We start from the raw sequence: 19,672 nt of genomic DNA, 5'->3' as shown, positions 1-19,672 counted from the left end.
TGGATTAGTCCGTCGGTACGTATGCTCGAACAGATTCAACAAGCCGCCCAGTTTATTCGGTCTTTCAACACACCCACGCCCACCGTTGGCATCATTCTCGGAACGGGCCTTGGCGCACTGGCCAAAGAAGTCAAAACGGCGGTTGAAATACCGTACGAAACCATTCCCCACTTTCCGTTGTCGACGGTTGAATCGCATACGGGCAAACTCCTCCTGGGTTCGCTGGCGGGCAAACCGGTGGTCGTCATGCAGGGACGGTTTCACTTTTACGAAGGCTATTCGATGGGGCAGGTGACGTTTCCGGTTCGGGTCATGAAAGCGTTGGGCGTCGAAACCCTGCTAATTTCCAACGCGGCCGGTGGCCTGAATCCCGGCTTTCAGGTGAGCGATTTGATGGTAATTGAAGACCACATCAGCCTGTTGCTGCCCCAGAATTCGCTGACGGGTCCGCACGTTCCGGCCTTCGGCGACCGCTTCCCCGATATGAGCGAACCGTATCATCCGGAACTGATTCAGGCCGCCGAGACCATCGCCCAAGAACTGGGCTTTGCGGTGAAAAAAGGCGTTTACGTGGGCGTTACCGGTCCGCAACTGGAGACGAAAGCTGAATACCGGATGCTGCGCCAGTGGGGCGCCGACGTGGTTGGCATGTCGACGGTGCCGGAAGTTATCGTGGCGCACCAAATGGGTATGGAAGTCTTTGCCTGCTCGGTGGTGACGGATTTGTGCATTCCCGAAACGCTCGAAAAAGCCAGCCTGCCGAAAATCCTGGCCGCTGCCGCCCGGGCCGAACCCACCCTGACGGCTTTGTTCCGGGAGTTGGTTGCCCGGCGGTAAAAAAAGCTTATTATTACGAAAAACACGCCATGCCAGCCCAGCCCTTTCCGGACCATTTGGAAAACGACAATGTTTTCAAAAGTGAATCCGAACACACCATCACGGTGATTACGCAACTCCATCTGTACGGCTCGGTAGCTACCGAAGAACTGGCCGACCGGATTGCCCACAACATCGAACGGGTCTGGAACGGTCCGGAAATCCTTCTCTCGCTGGATGATACCGACTACCTGATTCAGTTTCACGTCTCTGGTTGGTTCGTTGCAGACCCGCGCCCCCTGCTGAGCCAAAACCGTGATTACAAAAAGGTCTTTTTCCGCATCGAAACCGCCACGGACAACCCGCTGGGCGGCATTTCCTACATGGACGGGCGCAACAGCAACACCGGTTTTCTGCGGCTCGACAACGTGGGCTTCGACGGCTCAACCACCGAAGCCCACGAGATAGGGCACGGCTGGGGCCTGGTTCCGGGCACACCCGACGGCCACCCGCTGAACCTCAACCTAATCGGGCAAGGGCAGCCGGGCATCATGTACCCGCGCGGTACGCTCGTCGATCCGCAGTACCAGTGGAACCCAACGGCCCAGCCCGGCGAATTCGGCGGAACACTGAAACCCGACAAACGGCGGGCGACGCTGGAAGACATCGCCATGCTCGGTCTTGACGGGTTACCCTACGACCGCCAGGGACGCGCCAAACTTGGCGGTTTGACCAACGTTTACCATTCGTACACCCCGCCCCTGCCGCTGGCCTAATACACCTTTTCGTAATATTCCGAAGCCATCCGGTTGGACCCGAAAAACGCGTTGACATCCTTCATGCTCTGCAACGTCAACCGGTTCCAGTCGTCGGGCCGGTCGTAATACATCGGCAGGATTTCCTGTTCGAGCTGGTCAAAAAAGTGATTCCGGTCCTGATCGTCGCGCTCGCCGGACGACAGATTCGGGGGCGCAACCGGAACAATAAACGCGTTTTTACCGTGCTCAGCAAACTCGCAAATCCAGCCGTCGTAGGTCGAGAAGTTGATGCCCGCGTTCATGGCCGCCGTCATGCCGCTCGTACCGGAAGCTTCCCGCGTCACCACGGGCGTATTCAGCCACAGATCCGAACCGTCTTTCAGAAGTTTCGACAGCCCTAGTTCGTAGCCCGTCAGCACGGCCATGTTCGGGTGCAGGTAGCTGCGGTAAATCAGCGAGTTGAAGATGTGCGTGGCTCCTTCGTCGCTCGGATACGGTTTTCCGGCCCAGATACACTGAATCGGGTACTTCGTCTGGTTCATTAACTGATCAAACCGTTCATGGTCCTGCACCAGCAGGTCGGGGCGCTTGTAGCCGGCAAACCGGCGGGCCCAGATGATCGTCAGCACATTCGGGTCAAACAGCTTGCCGCACTGATCGGCCACCACCTTGAACAGCCCGGCTTTCAGCGTTTTTTTGCGTTCTGCCACGGCTTTTCCATCACCGGCCCGGTAAGCATGATCCAACTCGGGGTCGGTCCAGTACCGCTGGTTCTGGGCGTTGGTCACGTGCGTAATTTCCGGAATATTCGGGTAGCCCCCCCACAAATGCCGCGACACCTCACCGTGCAACTTAGAAACGCCGTTGGCCTTGTGACTCAGGCGCAAAGCCGCCAGTGAGTGGTTGAACACGTTGTCGTGGATGCCGGTAATTTCCCGCACCGTTTCCAGCGGCACTCCGCCGAAAAAACTCAGGACATTCAACTGGTTGATGTCGTGCTTTTCGTTGCCCGCGTCTTCGGGGGTGTGCGTCGTAAACACCATCCGTTTGCGCACCTCGTCGGCGCTGCCAAATTTCTGGTAGAGGTGAAAAGCCGCCGAAACCGCGTGGGCTTCGTTCAGGTGGTAGACGTCGGGCTCGTACCCCAGTTCGTCCAGCAACTTGGCGCCCCCCAGGCCCAGCACCATGCACTGCGCAATTTTGGCCGACTCAATGCTGTCGTATAACCGCATGGTAATCGACCGGGACAGCCAGTCGTTGCCGTCGATGTCGGTGGTCAGGAAAAACATCGGAACGGTGTTGAAATGCTTCGGATTCAGAAAATACGCCTTTACCGAAACCGGCGTGTGGTGCACCTCAATGGTAAACGTGATGCCGGTATCTTCCAGAAAACTGTAGATTTTCTCCCGAAACTGGACGTCCATCGCGTTGTCGGTTTTGCGCGTCTGATCGTAATAACCATACTTCCACAAAACCCCAATACCGATCACATTCTGTTTCAGTTCGTAGGCGCTCCGCATGTGCGAACCGGCCAGAAATCCGAGGCCACCGGAATAGGTTTTCAGTGCCTGGTCGATGGCGAATTCCATCGAGAAGTACGCAACCGATTTTTTAAACTGGGGATCCAATTCATAGGGATGGCGGTAGGCCTTCGGCAGTTGGGATTTTGTCATGGGGATAACAACAGGTTGAGCGGCCCCTTCAGGAATTTACCGAAAGGCCGGATGCTATAAAAAACGATTGGGGTAATCAGGTCAGCAAGGATGTTATTCCTACGTAACCCAATTACCCCAATCATTTGTTTAAGCCGGGTTAACCATCCGACCTAAATTTTCTTCAGATACGCCAGGCTTTGCGGCACCTGCTGCTGCGCCGACGGACTTTCGTCTTCAATGTAAAAATGCTCGATGGCGGTTTTGCGGGCGGCTTTCAACACCGCCGGCAGGTCGATCTGCCCCGTTCCCAGCGCCACGTCGTTTTCCGGCGGAGTGCCCCCCGACATGTTGCCCTGTACGCCTTTTTTCAGGTCTTTCAGGTGCATCAGCTTGAAGCGTTTCGGGTACTTTGCCAGCAGTTTGGCGGGGTCCTGACCAGGGAAGTACGTCCAGAGAATATCCATTTCGAAATTGACATCATCCGGGTTGGTTTGCTGCACGATGTAATCAAACAAGGTGCCGTCGCCGTAGGGTTCAAACTCGAAACCGTGGTTGTGATAAACAAACTGCAAGCCTTTGTCTTTCAACTGCTTTCCGATCTGGTTAAAATCACTGACGGTTTTTTTGGCGTTTTCCAGCGTAAATTTCCCCTCGTGCGGAATCCAGGCCAGCCGCACGTAGCTGGCTCCCAGCGTTTTAGCATTCTGAACGACTATGTCCATTTTCTTCGTCAGGTCGTCGAAGCTCACCCCGTGGCTGGTGCACCGCATCCCGCGCTTATCGAGTTCGGCCCGGATGTCGGCAGCCGTTTTACCAAACAGGCTGGAAAACTCGATGTTGGTAATGCCCATCGCCTTGATTTTGTCGAGCGTGCCGGGAATATCTTTCGCAAATTCGTTCCGCATGGTGTACGACACCATTCCGGGCGTATCTTTCAGCGATTTACTATACCGTTGACCAAACGAAGTCAGGGCTACCAAACAGCCAAAGGCCGTCAGCAAGAGGTATTTTTTCATATAAAGCGGGTAAGTTTTTATAACCATAAGGAAAGAATCAGTGCGGTCTACTGCCGGCGGTGGAGTTTCACCAGTCGTCATCCTCGTCCTGAAACATGCGGTACGCCCGGCTTAACTCCTGCAATGCCTTGTCATTTTTTTGGGTGCGGGCGAGTTCGATGCCCTGCTGGTAAACCCCGGCGGCCTTGTCGCGGTTGCCCGTTTCGGCGTAGAGCGCAGCCGCGTGGTAATAACTCGGCAAATACGTAGGGTGCTGCTGGAGAAGCTTTTCCAGGTGTTGCAGCGCCTGAGCCGGTTGCTCATCCCGGTATTCCATCGCCAGCGCGTAGGTATTGAAGGGATCGTCCGGTTGTTCGTCGATAAACTGAAGGAGTTGCTGGATTCGTTTTTCGTTCATTGGCCTGCGATTTTTGGGGTGCGGTTTGGGGTCGGAGTGCTTCAACGTTCAGGGCGGCAGCCCGGCATCGTATACCTATATCTTATTGCCCATTACCAAAAAGTAGTATGCTTGCATACGTTTATTAACGGCAAGTTTGTATTTTTGCCGATATTATATCTAAACCATAAACAATATGAAAATTTTAGTGTGTGTCACCAGTGTTCCGGACACGATCACCAAAATTACGCTCACCGACAACAATACCAAACTCAATAAAGCCGGGGTGCAATTCATCACCGGGCCCTACGACGACTACGCGCTCTCGCGGGCGGTCGATCTAAAGGAGCAGCTGGGCGGTACCGTAACGGTTCTGAACGTGGGCGGGGCCGACGCCGAACCCGTCATCCGCAAATGTCTGGCGGTCGGGGCCGACGAGGCCATCCGGGTTAATGCCGAACCAAGCGACGCGTATTTCGTCGCCGAGCAGATTGCCGCCATCGCCAAAGAAAATAACTACGACCTCATTCTGATGGGTCGGGAATCCATCGACTACAACGGTGGTCAGGTGCACGGCATCGTGGGCGAATTGCTGGGCCTGCCGTCCATCTCGCCGGTTATGAAACTGACAGTGGAAGGCACCACCGCCCGGATTACCCGGGAAATTGAAGGGGGCCACGAAGACCTGGAAGCCAGTCTGCCGCTGGTGCTGGGCTGCCAGGAGCCAATTGCCGAGTGGAAAATTCCAAACATGCGCGGGATCATGAGCGCCCGCACCAAACCGCTCAAGGTGGTCGAACCCACGGGCAACGACACGCTCACGCAGGTGTCGAGCTACGAGCTGCCACCCGCCCGCGGAGCCTGCAAAATGATCCCCGCCAGCGAAGCCGAAACGCTCATCAAGTTGCTGCACACGGAAGCAAAAGTGATTTAAAGTCTGTTTTGCCGGTGGGCCGACCGCCAGTCAGCGGAGCTAAAGAACGTTAAGCCATAAAAAACCTTCTGCGCTCACTTCCGCGAAACAACCCTTTTTTCCACCCCTTTAAATTTGTCCTAAAAATGTCCGTATTGATTTTTGCTGAATTGGATGAAGGAGCGTTGAAGAAATCTTCGCTCGAAGCGATATACTACGGCTCCAAAGTAGCCGAACAAACCGGCACCTCGGCGACGGCCATCGTTCTGGGAGAAGCCAGCACCGATGAACTGGCCAAAGCCGGACGGTTTGGCGCCACCAACGTGCTGCACGCCAGCGACGCCAAACTAAACGAAGGCAACGCCATGGCCTACGCCAGCGTGATAGCCGCAGCCGTGGACCAGGAAGGAGCCGACGTGATTGTGCTGGCGAAATCGTCGCTGGGTGACGCAATGGCCGCGCGGCTGGCCGGAAAACTGAAAGCCGGTCTGGCGGCCAACGTCATCGAACTGCCGGAGCTGGGCGCCGGTTTTCGGGTGAAGCGCAGCATTTTCACCGGCAAGGCGTTTGCCTTCACCGAACTGACGGCCGAAAAGAAAATCCTGGCGATCAAGAAAAACACCATTACCCCGGAAGAAACCGAAGCGACGGCGCCGGTCGAAACGTTTTCCGCCGGTTTGAACGATGCCGATTTTGCCGTGAAGGTAACCAACACCGAAAAAGCCACCGGCGACATCTTGCTGCCCGAAGCAGACGTGGTTGTTTCCGGAGGCCGGGGACTCAAAGGACCGGAAAACTGGGGCATGGTGGAAGACCTGGCTAAGGCGCTGCACGCGGCCACGGCCTGCTCCAAACCGGTATCCGACCTCGACTGGCGGCCCCACCACGAACACGTCGGTCAGACGGGGATTAAAATTAGTCCCAACCTGTACATCGCCTGCGGTATTTCGGGAGCGATTCAACACCTGGCGGGCGTGAACTCATCGAAGGTCATTGTAGTTATCAACAAAGACCCCGAAGCACCGTTTTTCAAATCAGCGGATTACGGCATCGTCGGCGACCTGTTCGAGGTGCTGCCGCGGCTGACAAAAGCGGTGCAGGAGTTGTAATTTGAGTAATTTGGGCGTTTGCAGGACAACGGTTTTGCTGTTTTTTAGTTATAGATGAAAAAACTCCTAATCCCCCAACCCTGTAAACTCCCAAACTCTATTAACTTTGCGTCGTGGAGAAGATCAGACTTGAAATCTTAGGCTTATCGCCCAGCCAATCGCAATCCGGTTCGTTTGCACTGGTTTTGGGAGAAGAATACGGCAACCGTCGGTTGCCGATTATCATCGGCATGTTTGAAGCTCAGGCTATCGCCATCGAGATTGAAAAGATTGTGCCCAACCGTCCGATGACCCACGATCTCTTCAAATCATTTGCCGATAAATTTGGCTTTACGGTTCGCGAAATCGTTATTTCCGATTTACGGGAAGGTATTTTCTTTGCCCGGATCGTTTGTACCGACGGTACACGTGAAACGGTGATCGACGCCCGCCCGTCCGACGCCATCGCGATTGGCATCCGGTTTAACGTCCAGATTTACACCTACGAATCCATTCTTTCGGAAGCCGGCATCACCGCCAGCGCTGCCGACGAAGCCGAGGAACAACAGGAAGAACTGGTTCCCCAGTCGACCTCCCGCTCGTCACGGTCCCTTACCGAGCAGCTGAAAGACATGACCTACGACGAACTCCAGCAATCGCTGGACGAGGCCCTGAAGAAGGAGGAATACGAAAAAGCCGCCAAGATTCGGGATGAAATGAGCCGTCGTAACTAGGACGTTTTCGCTATTGTCATCGTAAATCGAAGGCCGTTCCCGGGATCGCGCCTTCATAACCTGTTATGTGGTATGTCTGAAATACCCAACAATACGGATATTCGTACGCCTGCTCCGGCGGAACGATCGCTGAATTTTATTGAGCAATTAGTTGAAGAAGATCTGGCCAACGGGAAAAACGCAGGACGCGTTCATACGCGCTTTCCGCCCGAACCAAATGGCTACCTACATATCGGACACGCCAAGTCCATCTGCCTGAATTTTGGGCTGGCGGATAAGTACGGCGGAAAAACCAACCTTCGCTTCGACGACACCAATCCCGTTACGGAAGACACTGAGTACGTTGATTCCATCAAGGCCGACGTTCGCTGGCTGGGCTTCGAGTGGGAAAACGAGTTTTACGCGTCGGATTACTTCGACCAACTCTATGACTTTGCGGAAAAGCTGATCCAGAAAGGACTGGCCTACGTGGATGACTCGACGGCGGAAGAGATTGCCGCCCAGAAAGGTACGCCCACGGAGCCCGGCAAGGAAAGCCCCTACCGGTCGCGGTCGGTGGAAGAAAACCTGGATTTGTTCCGGCGGATGAAAGCCGGTGAGTTTGCCGATGGCGCCAAGGTGCTGCGGGCCAAAATCGACATGGCGGCCCCGAACATGCACTTCCGCGATCCGATCATGTACCGCATCAAGCACGCACACCACCACCGCACGGGCGACAAATGGTGCATTTATCCAATGTACGATTTCGCCCACGGGCAATCGGACTCCATTGAACAGATCACGCATTCGCTCTGCACGCTGGAATTTGAGGTGCACCGGCCGCTGTACGACTGGTACATCCAGCAACTGGAAATTTTCCCGTCGCGTCAAATCGAGTTTGCCCGGCTGAACCTGACGTATACCGTCATGAGCAAGCGGAAACTGCTGCAACTGGTCAACGAAGGTCACGTGCGGGGGTGGGATGACCCGCGGATGCCGACCATCGCCGGTATTCGTCGGCGCGGCTTTACGCCGGCCAGCATCCGGGAATTTGCCGACCGCATCGGCATTGCCAAACGCGACAACCTGATTGATGTCGGCCTGCTCGAATTCTGCATTCGGGAGGAACTGAACAGAACGACGGCGCGGGTGATGGCGGTGGTTGACGAAAAGCCGATCCGGGTGGTGCTGACCAACTATCCGGAAGGTCAGGTTGAGGAGGTTTCCATTGAAAATAATCCCGAAGACCCCGGCAGTGGCCACCGGAACGTGCCGTTTTCGCGGGAGGTATACATCGAACAGGATGATTTCATGGAAAATCCGCCCAAGAAATACTTCCGGCTTTCGCCCGGCGGCATGGTCCGGCTGAAAGGTGCTTACATCATCAAGTGCGAGGAAGTCATTAAAGACAATGCGGGCGAACTCATTGAACTCCGGTGTACGTACATTCCCGAAAGCCGGAGCGGTTCGGATACGTCGGGCATCAACGTCAAAGGCACCATTCACTGGGTATCGGTGGCCCACGCCGTTGAAGCCGAGGTCCGGCTGTACGACCGGCTGCTGACCGTGGAAGACCCGTCGGCCGAAGAAGGCGACTTTAAGAATTTTATCAATCCAAACTCGCTCGAAATTGTGCGGGCGTACGTTGAACCGACGCTGAAATCGGCCCAGACCGGGGATCGTTTCCAGTTTATCCGCAAAGGATATTTCTGCATCGATCCGGATTCAACGGAGGAAAAACTGGTGTTCAACCGCACCGTGACATTAAAAGATACCTGGGCAAAAGAGCAGAAAAAAGCATAACCGTATGGCATCCCAAGAAAACCTACTGAAAGACGCTTCCGAAGTTATTGACAAACGGCTTCCGATTTCCCACAAAGAACGACTGAAGGTTTCGGCCAGCGAAGATGCCCAAACGCTGACCATCGACGGCCTGAGCGACGAAGAACAGGAAGTGGTGAGGGAGATTCTGCGGAAAGAATACGGTTATCACGGTTTGTCCTAAACGCAGCTTCCGGCGAATCAATACCAAGCCCCGACAGGACTACCTGTCGGGGCTTTTTTATGAAGTATTTTAAATAACGATGCGGGCCATACGCGGTTCTTTGAGCCCCTTTTATGACCCGTTTTCTAATCAACGGTTTGGGTCTTGGGCTTTTGGTGAGGAATGACACTAACGTCCTTTTCCTGCTCCTTCTGTTCGACGTACACCGCGTAATCAGCCGGCTCAATCTTGATACCGTAGTGGGCGGCATATACCTTCGTGAATTCGGCTCCGAAGTACAGAATGGCGGCCGTATAATAGATCCAGACCAGAATGACGATCAGCGAACCAGCCGCTCCGTAAGCCGAACCGGCGCTGGTCGTTTCAATGTACAACCCAATCAGGAAGCGCCCTAACATGAAAAGCAGGGCCGTGAAGAAGGCCCCCCAACGAATGTCTTTCCACGCAATCTTGGCGTCGGGTAATACTTTAAAAATGACGCCAAACAGAACCGTGATGACCCCAAAGCTGATGGCTAAATTCAAAACCTCGGTTAAAACCACCGCAGTATCCGAAATATAACGCACCAATATACCACTCAGGGCCTGTACTAAGCCGTTTATGAGCAGCGAAACAACGAGCAAAAAGCCCAGGCTGACAATCAGAGAAGACGACAGCAACCGGTCTTTCAACAGCTTAACCCAGCCGCGTTTGGGCTTCGGCTTTACGCTCCAGATCAGGTTGATCGAATCCTGAATTTCAATAAAAATAGTGGTTGCACCGATAATCAGTGTCACAATACCGGTTATCAGGGCTACACTGGTTTTCCCGGACAGCTCTACGCTTTTGATCATTTCCTGAATCTGAGCGGCTGCCTGATTGCCGACCAAACCGTTAATCTGGCCAAATATCTGTCCCCTGATTGCTTCCTCGCCAAAAAAAATACTGGTGATTGAAATGACCAGAACCAACAGCGGTGCCAGGGAGAATACCGTATAATAAGCCAATGCTGCGCTCAGCTTCAATCCCCGGTCGTCGGTAAAACCGTTAAAAGCCCCGACCAGCAGCGTCCACGTATCGGAGAGCGTCTTTTTAAATTTCGATTGTGCCATAACGTAGTTGATGAGGTTGGTCTAAAACTTCAGAACCTTATTTTTAATTAGTTAAAAAGTAAACTAGAATGATAGGGTGTTGTTTCGTGATATTGAGGTAAACAAACCGGCTGACCAATGGTTTTTACCAATGAGACTACTTACCAAGCCGTCTATCAAACTTAACGAATCACACAACATGAAACTTAACATTGGTCTTGATCAAGACACCCTCAAACAAGTAAACGACCTTCTGAATGCCTTTCTGGCGGATCAACACGTACTCTATATCAAAACCCGGAAATATCACTGGAACGTGGCCGGACCTAGCTTTCTGGAATACCACGAATTTTTCGAGAGCCAGTATAAACAGCTTGAAGCGGCCATCGACGAAGTAGCGGAGCGCATCCGGACGCTGGGCGGTCGGCCGGTGGCTACGATGGAAGACTTCCTGAAATTGACGAGTTTGCAGGAAGACAAAAGCGCCGAAATCAAAACGCCGGATATGTTTCAGCGCCTGCTGGACGACCACGAACAAGCAATCCGCGAACTGCGCGAAGACGTCGACAAATGTGAGGAACTGAACGATGCCGGTACGGCCGACTTCCTGACGGGCCTGATGGAAGCCCACGAAAAAATGGCGTGGATGCTCCGCAAGTACCTGTCGTAACGAAACGCATTGATCCAAAAATCCCCGACTACCTGACGGCAGCCGGGGATTTTTGGTTTAGCCCGCTTCTACATCAGCGTTCTGGCCTTATTCGATCACCCGCACCTTCAGCAAACTTCCACCGTGTACCCGGTGCGTCGCTTTTTGGAAATCGGCTTCGCCCGCGTTGTGGATGTTGGGGACGAACTTTTGCGGGTTGCGGTCGTAGAGCGGGAACATGGTGCTTTGCACCTGCACCATGATGCGGTGTCCCTTCTTAAAGGTGTGCAGGATGTCGAACAACTCGTAGTTTACATCGGCTACCTCACCCGGTTGAAACGGCTTGGGGTTCGTTTTGTCTTCGCGAAACTTTCCCCGAAAACCGTCGTGGCGAATCATTTGCTGAAATCCGCTCATTTTTTCGTTTTTGGCGGTATTGGAATTATCCTTGGCGTCGCCGGGATAGACATCCACCAGCTTTACCATCCAATCGGCATCCGTGCCGGTGGTCGAAACTTTCAGGTTGACCTGCAGATTTCCCGCCAGCGTCACGTCTTTGTCGAGCATGTCGGTCTGGAACGTCAGCACATCCGGACGGCGGGCCGCAAACCGCTGGTCTTCCACCATGTAATCGCGGTTCATGTCGAGCGAAATGGTTTCGCTAAACGGTACGGGTTTGGCCGGATCGGAAACAAATTCATCAAAACCGGTTGTTTTTGCCGGAGTCTCGAACGACAGTTTGCCACCCGGCTGCAGATACAGATTCTTCTCAACGGCGGCTTTGGGCGGCCAGGCGTCGAACGTTCGCCATTGGTTGGTTCCGGTTTCAAACACCTGCGCTTCAGGGAATTTGGCGTCGCCCTCCCCTTTCAGAAAATAGGCGAAAAACTTCCGCTCGATATTTTCCTGAAAATACGGCCCGGTTTTTTGACCAAAATTCACGCTGCCCAACTGATCGCCGGTATCGTTCCAGCCGCCGTGCGTCCACGGACCGGCCACCAGGATGTTGTAAATGCCCGGATTCTGTTTTTCAATGGCCGCGTAGGTTTTGAAAATACCGTGCAAATCCTCCGCATCGTACCAGCCGCCAACGATCATCACCGCGTGTTTGATGCCTTTCAGATGCGGCAGGATGTTCCGCGTCTGCCAGAACTCGTCGTAGTTGGGGTGTTCCAGGTTGCCATTCCAATAGGGGTCTTTGCCACCGTACAGCCCGGCTTTCTGCGAATTTTTCATCGGACCGAGCTTCAGGAAAAAGTCGTAGCCGTCTTCCGTACCGTATGTAAACTCCGTCTTTGACGGTTCTTTCGTGGGTTTCCCGTCCGTCCGGTTCGTAAAATACGGGTAGAAATTGAAGTTGTGCGGAATGAGGAACACCCCGTTGTGGTAGCTGTCGTCGCGCCAGAGATCGGCCATCGGCGCCTGCGGAGACGATGCCACCAGCGCCGGATGACCGCTCAGCGTTCCCGCCGACGCGTAAAAACCAGGGTAGCTGATGCCCCACTGCCCCACTTTTCCGTTGTTGTTCGGAATGTTTTTGACCAGCCAGTCAACGGTGTCGTAGGTGTCGGTGCTTTCGTCCACGTCGGTTTTCGACTTCTTAACGGCGAGATGCGGTGTCATTTCCTGAAAAATACCTTCGCTCATCCAGCGACCGCGAACATCTTGATATACAATGATGTACTTATCCCGCATGATGATTTCCGACGGCCCCAATCGCCGGGGCGGAAACTGGTCCGGGCCGTAGGGGCGGCAGGAATAGGGCGTTCGCTGCATCAGAACCGGGTATTTCTTCGTTGCCGATGCGTCTTTGGGCACGTACACCGCCGTAAACAAGTTGATTCCGTCGCGCATGGGAATCTGGTACTCGAATTTGTTATAATTCTCCCGGATAAACGGGTTGGCCGCCGGGGCCTGCGCGAAGCCCCGAATCGAAAGAAGGAGCAAACCGCTGATGATAAGGTGTATTTTCATGACATAGCCACGGATCGGCACCCGATGCCACTTTGTCCGTGATGGATTGGATTTGACCGTTGGTTGATGAGTCGCCCCAAGTTACGGATTAAACGGGGCCGATTGCAGAACCGCTATTCGTTTTGCAACGATTTCGTCGGATTGGTCAGGGCCGCTTTAACCGTGAGATAGCTGATGGTTGCCAGCGCAATTCCCACCAGCAACAGCATCGGAATGAGCCAATGGCCCGGACTGAGTTCGATCCGGAACGCATACCCCGACAGCCACGCACGGAGCAGGTACCACGAAACCGGCGTCGCCAGCAGGGCCGCCAGCAGCAGCAGGCGGAGCGAATCCCAGGCCAACAGGGCTAAAATGCTGTTGACCGACGCCCCCAGCACCTTCCGAACGCCAATCTCCTTCGTGCGCCGGGCGGTGTTGTAGGAGGTCACCCCGAACAGCCCCATGCAGGCAATCAGGATCGCCAACGAGGAAAACAGCAGAACGGTGCGGCCAAACTGGCGGTCCTGCCGGTATTGCCGGTTGAAAAAATCATCCAGAAAAAAGTAGTCCATCGATGATTCGGGAAAAAACCGGCTCCAGACGGTTTGCACCCGTTCGACCAGACCGTCCACCCGATCCGTGCTGATTTTCAGCGAATAAAAATCGGTGGGAAGCCAGCGGTAAGCCGGGTCCATGCACAGAATGACGGGTGTAAACTGTTTTTGCAGCGACTGCTGGTGGTAATCCTTCACCACGCCGATGATTTCGTTCGGGCGTTCGTGGGTGGTTTCCAGCAGGACCTTCTCCCCGATGGCCTGCTCGTTGGACGTAAACCCGAACTGCCGGACCGCCGACTCGTTCAGCACCAGTCCCAGCGAATCCGCTGGACGGCTGCGGTCGAACGGCCGGCCCGCAACCAGTTGCAGATCAAACGTTTTGATAAAATCAAAGTCCACCATCAGCGTTTCGTACAGCCGGTCGTTTTCCGGTCCGTCGTGCAGCCGCCGGTTGGCCAGGTTCTGCCCCACCTCCTTGCCCGGCACCGCGCCCGAACCCGTCACCTCCACAATGCCCGGGATGGCTTTCAGTTCGTTTTTCAGGGTCTGCATTTTCTGATCATAACGGTCGGTTTTAACGGGCGCTTCCAGAACCAGCACCTGATCAATGCGAACGCCCAGATCCTGATTCATCATAAATGCCAATTGCCGCCAGGCCACGAACGTGCCGACAATCAGCACCATCGAGGCCGTAAACTGCACCACCACCAGCCCCCGGCGCAAAACCGCCCCCCGGCCCGAAAACCGGTATTGCCCTTTGAGCGCCAGCGCCGGTTTAACCCCCGACAACACCAGCGCCGGGTACAGACCCGCAACGGCAACCCCCACCAGAAAAATCAGGATAAACAGCCCGGCGTGCTCCGCCGTAAGCCCGTCGAAAGCCGCCAGATGGATGCCCAGAAACGAAGGCAACAGTAAACCAGCCCCCAGAACCAGCCCAACCGCCAGCCCCAGCGCGAGGCCGTTGAGCAGCAAGGATTCAAACAGAAATTGAAAGATCAGCAGGTTTTTGTGCGACCCCACGGCTTTCCGAATCCCGATTTCTTTGGCGCGGTCCATCGCCCGGGCGGTTGATAGATTGCTGTAATTGACCCAACCGATGAGCAGAATAACGAAGCCAAGGACCGTCAGCAATTGCACCGCCCGCCGGTTGCCCTTCACTTCGATCTCGTGCTGGATGGCCGGATTTAAATGAATAGCGTGCAGTGGCACCAGCTTGACGCTCCAATCGAGGTCGCGCATGGCCTCGACGGTTTTGTACTTCCGGGACAACGCCGTGAATTTGGCAGCCACTTTCTCCGGATCAGCCCGGGGCGTCAGCCGGACGAACGAGTAGCTTTCGTGCTGGTACCAAGTGTCCCAGGTCCATTTGGCGGCCGATGTCCACGACAACAGCAAATTAAATTGCAGGGTCGAATTGGCGGGCAGATCGGCAAATACGCCCGTCACCTGGCAGCGGAGCACACTGCTGATGGTGCTGACTTCCAAGTATTTCCCGAGCGGATCGGCGTTCCCAAAATACCGTTTGGCGGTTGATTCAGAAACGACGACGGTGTTGGGCGCGGTCAGAAAGGTTCGGCGATCGCCCTTGACAACCGGGTAACCGAAAAAGGCAAAGAAATTGGAGTCGGCAAAGCAGACGCGCTCCTCCCGAAACTTGGTGGTTTCGTAACGAACCATGCGGGTTGAGCCCCGTAAGGCAATTCGGGTGTAGTCTTCGATTTCGGGCAGCGCCTGCTTCAGGGCCGGTGCATAGCCGTTGCTGCTGGTGGCCCAGTGGTTGATTTCGGAGCCATTTTTATAAAACAAACTTTCAACCCGGTAGATCCGCTCGCCGTTCGGGTGAATCCGGTCGTAACTTTGTTCAAACCGCACGTAGCCGGATATGAGCAAAAAAACCGCCATGCCGATCGCCAGTCCGGTAACGACGATGCCGGTATACACTTTGTGGCGAAGAATGGATCGGAAAACAACCGTGGCGTAATGTTGGAGCATGGTTCGGAGCGGAAGGGTCACAAAGAGGCAAAATACGAAGAATACCAAAAAGTCTTCGGCTCCGGGGTAAAAAAGGGAATTTAAAACCGTAAACCGAGTTTCAGGGCGCTCCACCGGTTTGATTATCCGCTCCAATTGGCTGCAACCGGCGTAACTGGGTTTGTAAACTGAGGCTCCGGATGTCCAGTTCCTGCTCAATCCGGCGGATGATTTCTTCGCTGTAGGTGCCGTTTTTGTGCCAGTGGATAATCAAATCGCGCTGGTGATTGACCACAGCCAGTTCACTCTGCACAAACTCCTTAAAGAACATCGGGGTCGTGAGCGGGTCGCCTTTCCGGGGTTTTTCGTCCATGCGAAGGATGCCCTGCAGGTAGTTGGAATGCTGTTCAAACCGGCTTTTCAACTCATTCAGAACATCATCGTGCAACCCCAGGGCCAGTTCGCTTTCGATGAACGCAATCGAACTGGCCGTGATCGCCAGCCGAACCTGCTTTTCCTCCAGTTCGCCCACGTGCAGGGGTTCGTTGACGCCCAGCCGCCGGATCAAATACGGCAATGTCAGCCCCTGCAGGACCAGCGTCACAAAAATAACCATGAAGGCAAGAAACAGAATTTCATTACGCAGGGGAAACGGCTGGCCGTTGCGCAGGGTAAATGGCAAAGCCAGAGCCGTTGCCAGTGACACAACGCCCCGCATTCCGGCCCAGGACGTTATGAATAACTCACTGGGGCTAAATTGCAGCGTTTTTTTCCGCCGGGTTCCCAGGAGCGTATACAGGTATTCCAGCGGAAAAATCCAGATAATCCGGGCTGCAATGGCCACCATGCTCACCAGGAAGCCGTACCCAATCAGCTTGATAATGGATTCGTAGCCAATCGCTTTGACTACAATAGGCAACTGGGAGCCGATCAGGATAAAAGCAAAACCGTTGAGCAGGAAAACCAGGATATTCCAGAAGCTGTTGATCTGCATCCGGGTCTGGAATGAAAAAATTTCGTACGAATGCCAGGCCAGGTAAAGCCCCATCGACACCACCGCCAGAACCCCCGACAGCCCCAGATGTTCGGCCAGCAGGAAGGTTAAAAACGGCATCAGCAGCGTAATGCTCGTTGCCACCGTGGGGTTTTCGAGCTTGTTGTGAACATGGGTGAAGATGTACCCAATCGCCAGCCCGATGGCAATACCGCCCGTCGCCACCAGCAGAAACTGCCACCCGGCCTGCCAGAGTACAAAACCGCCACTCGTAACGGCCGCCACGGCATACCGGTAGGCAACCAAAGCCGAGGCATCGTTGACCAGACTTTCCCCTTCCAGAATGGTAATGAGACGACTGGGCAGATTCAGCCCCCGGATGGTGCTGGTAGCGGCCACGGCATCCGGCGGTGAAATAATGGCCCCCAGCACAAACGCGAGCGGCCAGGTAAAACCGGGAATGACGTAATGGGCCACCGCAGCCACGGCTACGGTCGTAAAAAACACGAGCCAGACCGCCAGCATGGCGATGGGCCGCCGGTAGGCTTTAAACTCGTGCCACGAAATATTCCCCGCGGCTTCGTAAAGCAGGGGCGGCAGAAAAATCAGAAAGACTACCTCCGATTCCAGGTGAATGTCCGGAATGCTGGGAATGAATCCAATGACCAGGCCCGCCGTCAGCAACAAAATAGGCTGCGGAATCTTTAGGTTCTGAGTAAGCGAAGCCAGGGTCGTCAGAACGGCCATTAGCACCAAAACAATTTCAATATCGGTCATTCACAAAGGTCTGTATGTAGAAAATGTGTACCTTGCCGGCCAGCCAATGGCTACCGGCGAAAACCGCTCAACCCCGTATTGAACGAAAAAAGGGCGCCTGAGCGGGTTTGCTAGTTCCTGTACAACCGAATTATTCAACTATGGTTTTTTGTTGCCCGAAAGCTCTGCGTCGGAGTTTTTCCCTCCCCCTTCTTTTCTTCATCAGCCTTTCTGTTTTCGGGCAGTCCAGGCCGTCGCTGCCCCAACTCCGCCGGCAAATCGAGCAGGAACTGAGTAAACAGCCGGGCACCTTCGCCGTGGCCTTTCGGGATTTGCAGACGGGGCAGGAACTGTTGATTCGGGAGCACGAGAATTTTCATGCCGCCAGCACCATGAAAACGCCGGTCATGATTGAGGTCTACAAACAGGCCGCGCAGGGCCGTTTGTCGCTCTCCGACTCCGTTCTGATCAAAAACGAATTTCGGAGCATCGTCGACGGCAGCCCCTACAGCCTGAAAGCCAGCGACGACAGCGATACGCTCATCTACACCCGGGTTGGCACCAAACGTCCATTGTCGGCGCTGGTCTACGACATGATCATCGTCAGCAGCAACCTGGCGACCAACCTGGTCATCGACCTCGTAGACGCCAGAAAGGTAACGCAGACCATGCGCGATTTCGGAGCGAAAGACATTCAGGTTCGGCGGGGCGTGGAAGACAAGAAAGCGTTTGAGCAGGGCCTCAACAACACCACGACGGCCTACGACCTGCTGGTGATTTTCGAGAAAATGGCCACCGGGAAAGCCGTTAGCCCGGAAGCCTCGGCCGACATGATTCGGATTTTACTGGACCAGCGTTTCAACTCCGTCATCCCGGCCCAACTGCCCAAAGACGTGAAAGTAGCCCACAAAACCGGCTCCATTGCCGGGGTTCACCACGATTCGGGCATTGTCATGCTGCCCGATGGCCGCAAATACGTGCTGGTGCTGCTGGGCAAAGACCTCAAAGACGACGCTGCCGCCGTCCGAAATATGGCCACGGTTTCCCGCCTGATTTACGATTACGTAACACACTAAGCCAACGTTGCCGCTCGTTACTATACGAGCCTTTTAGTATTTGTTTGCCAAACCAATAACCGCGTGAAAACACTTCTTCCGTTCTTACTTTTTTTGATTGGCGTTCAACGGGTAGCCTCCGCGCAGGATATCTACCCGGGCCCTCGGCCTGAAACCGTACTGACTGCCCCGACAGACCAGGCCTTTCTGAAGGAATTCAACGAGAAATTCAAAGCCGATTTTGACGCTCCGGCGCAGTACGCCAAAGCGCAGGCTATGACCGTGGATGGCTGGGAAATGAACCTATACACCGCCCGAAAAACGCAACGGGCTTTTTACCAGGAGCATCCGCAGGCCCCGCAGCTTTCAGAAGCCCTGAAAAGGTACATCGAGAATTGCATTCGCTGGAACTACTGGCACCTGCTGCTGGCCTGGCCCATCGTCCGCCCGAACGCCCAGACCAGCCAGCAAACCGGACCTTCGCTTCCCGCCGTGATGCTGGAGGGGTTCGAGGAAGCGAAGGTGGCCGACGAAGCCGCGCTGCTGGCCGAGCCCTACCGCAACTTCCTGCTGTATTACATTACGTACTTTCAGCGCAAAGCCCGGAGTTTTGCCAGCTACCCACCAGCCGATAAACACCGGATGCTCACCGACAAAGCCGATTTTGCCCGCCAGCACCTGAGCGGCAAACCGTACCAGTACGCCCTGGCCCGGCTGCTGGTCGACGAGTGCGGAAATGCGGTGCCTTCGTCGGTGCGGGAGGTATTTGCCATGCTGTCGGCCACGCCCAATTCGACGGTATACACCGATGCGGTCAAGGTTCGCTGCGGGGCGGTGATGGCCCACAAAGAGGAGCCCAAGCCGGAAGCCGTTGCCCAGAAAAAAGCCGATCCGAATGTTTTCTCGTTTGTCAATCAGCAGGGCGCAGCCGTTACGCTCGAGGATTACAGGGGCAAAGTGGTGTATCTCGACATCTGGGCGAGCTGGTGCGGCCCCTGCCTGGTCGAAATGCCGCATTCCAAGCAACTTCACGAGCGGTTCACCAAAAAGCAACTGGAAAACGTGGTTTTTCTGTACGTGTCCATCGACGATTCGGAGGGCAACTGGAAGAGCGCCTTGCAAAAACACCAGCTACCCGGCGACCAGGGATGGTCGAAGGGCGGCTGGCGTTCGCGAATCGTGCAATATTTTGGGATTCAGAGCATTCCGCGGTATATCCTCCTCGACAAGAAAGGCCAGGTGGCCGATCTGAACGCCCAACGGCCTAGTTCCGCCAACGCGATTTATCAGGATATTGTCAAACTGCTCGAAGAGTAAACGG

17 protein-coding genes are annotated in these 19,672 nt (G+C 54.7%); 10 read left to right on the top strand and 7 right to left on the bottom strand.

Translation table 11 applies throughout. The features are described 5' to 3' along the window. Positions 1 to 21 precede the first annotated feature (21 nt). Positions 22 to 837 (top strand): purine-nucleoside phosphorylase, encoded by an 816-nt coding sequence (locus OQ371_RS20090; protein WP_265990116.1) that lies wholly within the window; start codon positions 22 to 24, stop codon positions 835 to 837. 29 nt (positions 838 to 866) lie between these two features. Beyond that, positions 867 to 1,592: a hypothetical protein gene (locus OQ371_RS20085; RefSeq protein ID WP_265990115.1), complete on the top strand. Its 726-nt coding sequence runs from the start codon at positions 867 to 869 to the stop codon at positions 1,590 to 1,592. Here the strand turns inward: OQ371_RS20085 and glgP are convergent. From glgP to OQ371_RS20070, 3 genes are all read right to left on the bottom strand, one after another. Continuing rightward, the gene (gene glgP / locus OQ371_RS20080) at positions 1,589 to 3,247 is read right to left on the bottom strand and encodes an alpha-glucan family phosphorylase (RefSeq protein WP_265990114.1); all 1,659 of its coding nucleotides are present in this window, start codon (positions 3,245 to 3,247) and stop codon (positions 1,589 to 1,591) included. The two genes, OQ371_RS20085 and glgP, sit on opposite strands and share 4 nt — an antisense overlap. 152 nt (positions 3,248 to 3,399) lie before the next feature. Further along, a complete protein-coding gene (locus OQ371_RS20075; protein ID WP_265990113.1) occupies positions 3,400 to 4,245 on the bottom strand; it encodes a sugar phosphate isomerase/epimerase family protein in 846 nt (281 codons plus the stop codon). A 67-nt stretch (positions 4,246 to 4,312) separates the two neighbouring features. Continuing rightward, positions 4,313 to 4,642 carry a tetratricopeptide repeat protein gene (locus tag OQ371_RS20070; protein WP_265990112.1) on the bottom strand — a complete coding sequence of 110 codons (330 nt, stop codon included), beginning with the start codon at positions 4,640 to 4,642 and terminating at the stop codon, positions 4,313 to 4,315. A gap of 175 nt (positions 4,643 to 4,817) precedes the next feature. Between OQ371_RS20070 and OQ371_RS20065 the strand changes: the two genes are divergently transcribed. From OQ371_RS20065 to OQ371_RS20045, 5 genes are all read left to right on the top strand, one after another. After that, positions 4,818 to 5,555: an electron transfer flavoprotein subunit beta/FixA family protein gene (locus OQ371_RS20065; RefSeq protein WP_265990111.1), complete on the top strand. Its 738-nt coding sequence runs from the start codon at positions 4,818 to 4,820 to the stop codon at positions 5,553 to 5,555. A gap of 125 nt (positions 5,556 to 5,680) precedes the next feature. Continuing rightward, positions 5,681 to 6,643 carry an electron transfer flavoprotein subunit alpha/FixB family protein gene (locus OQ371_RS20060; RefSeq protein ID WP_265990110.1) on the top strand — a complete coding sequence of 321 codons (963 nt, stop codon included), beginning with the start codon at positions 5,681 to 5,683 and terminating at the stop codon, positions 6,641 to 6,643. Between the two features lie 113 nt (positions 6,644 to 6,756). Further along, entirely contained in the window at positions 6,757 to 7,356 is a 600-nt protein-coding gene (locus OQ371_RS20055) for a bifunctional nuclease family protein (protein WP_265990109.1), read from the top strand. Positions 7,357 to 7,428: 72 nt separating this feature from the next. Continuing rightward, entirely contained in the window at positions 7,429 to 9,138 is a 1,710-nt protein-coding gene (locus OQ371_RS20050) for a glutamine--tRNA ligase/YqeY domain fusion protein (protein WP_265990108.1), read from the top strand. Between the two features lie 4 nt (positions 9,139 to 9,142). Then, positions 9,143 to 9,340: a hypothetical protein gene (locus OQ371_RS20045; protein WP_265990107.1), complete on the top strand. Its 198-nt coding sequence runs from the start codon at positions 9,143 to 9,145 to the stop codon at positions 9,338 to 9,340. A 125-nt stretch (positions 9,341 to 9,465) separates the two neighbouring features. Here OQ371_RS20045 and OQ371_RS20040 read toward each other — a convergent pair whose 3' ends face one another. After that, entirely contained in the window at positions 9,466 to 10,431 is a 966-nt protein-coding gene (locus tag OQ371_RS20040; protein ID WP_265990106.1) for a YihY/virulence factor BrkB family protein, read from the bottom strand. Between the two features lie 178 nt (positions 10,432 to 10,609). On the opposite strand from OQ371_RS20040, the gene OQ371_RS20035 reads away from it, so the two are divergent. After that, positions 10,610 to 11,080, top strand: coding sequence for a Dps family protein (locus OQ371_RS20035; protein ID WP_265990105.1), 471 nt, complete (start codon positions 10,610 to 10,612; stop codon positions 11,078 to 11,080). An 87-nt stretch (positions 11,081 to 11,167) separates the two neighbouring features. Here the strand turns inward: OQ371_RS20035 and OQ371_RS20030 are convergent, their stop codons facing one another. From OQ371_RS20030 to OQ371_RS20020, 3 genes are all read right to left on the bottom strand, one after another. Continuing rightward, positions 11,168 to 13,033, bottom strand: coding sequence for a CocE/NonD family hydrolase (locus OQ371_RS20030; RefSeq protein WP_265990104.1), 1,866 nt, complete (start codon positions 13,031 to 13,033; stop codon positions 11,168 to 11,170). 113 nt (positions 13,034 to 13,146) lie between these two features. Beyond that, positions 13,147 to 15,567 carry an ABC transporter permease gene (locus tag OQ371_RS20025; RefSeq protein ID WP_265990103.1) on the bottom strand — a complete coding sequence of 807 codons (2,421 nt, stop codon included), beginning with the start codon at positions 15,565 to 15,567 and terminating at the stop codon, positions 13,147 to 13,149. 100 nt (positions 15,568 to 15,667) lie between these two features. Beyond that, positions 15,668 to 17,317, bottom strand: a complete 1,650-nt coding sequence (locus OQ371_RS20020) for a Na+/H+ antiporter (protein ID WP_265990102.1) — start codon at positions 17,315 to 17,317, stop codon at positions 15,668 to 15,670. A gap of 140 nt (positions 17,318 to 17,457) precedes the next feature. Here OQ371_RS20020 and OQ371_RS20015 point away from each other — a divergent pair, with 140 nt between their 5' ends. After that, positions 17,458 to 18,372: a serine hydrolase gene (locus OQ371_RS20015; RefSeq protein ID WP_265990101.1), complete on the top strand. Its 915-nt coding sequence runs from the start codon at positions 17,458 to 17,460 to the stop codon at positions 18,370 to 18,372. 63 nt (positions 18,373 to 18,435) lie between these two features. Beyond that, a complete protein-coding gene (locus tag OQ371_RS20010; protein ID WP_265990100.1) occupies positions 18,436 to 19,668 on the top strand; it encodes a TlpA family protein disulfide reductase in 1,233 nt (410 codons plus the stop codon). Positions 19,669 to 19,672 lie beyond the last annotated feature (4 nt).

Source organism: Larkinella insperata (genome assembly GCF_026248825.1).
Taxonomy (GTDB): Bacteria; Bacteroidota; Bacteroidia; order Cytophagales; family Spirosomataceae; genus Larkinella; species Larkinella insperata.
The sequence above is the reverse complement of the archived record's forward strand: the minus strand, read 5'-3'. Positions and strand labels throughout refer to the sequence as shown.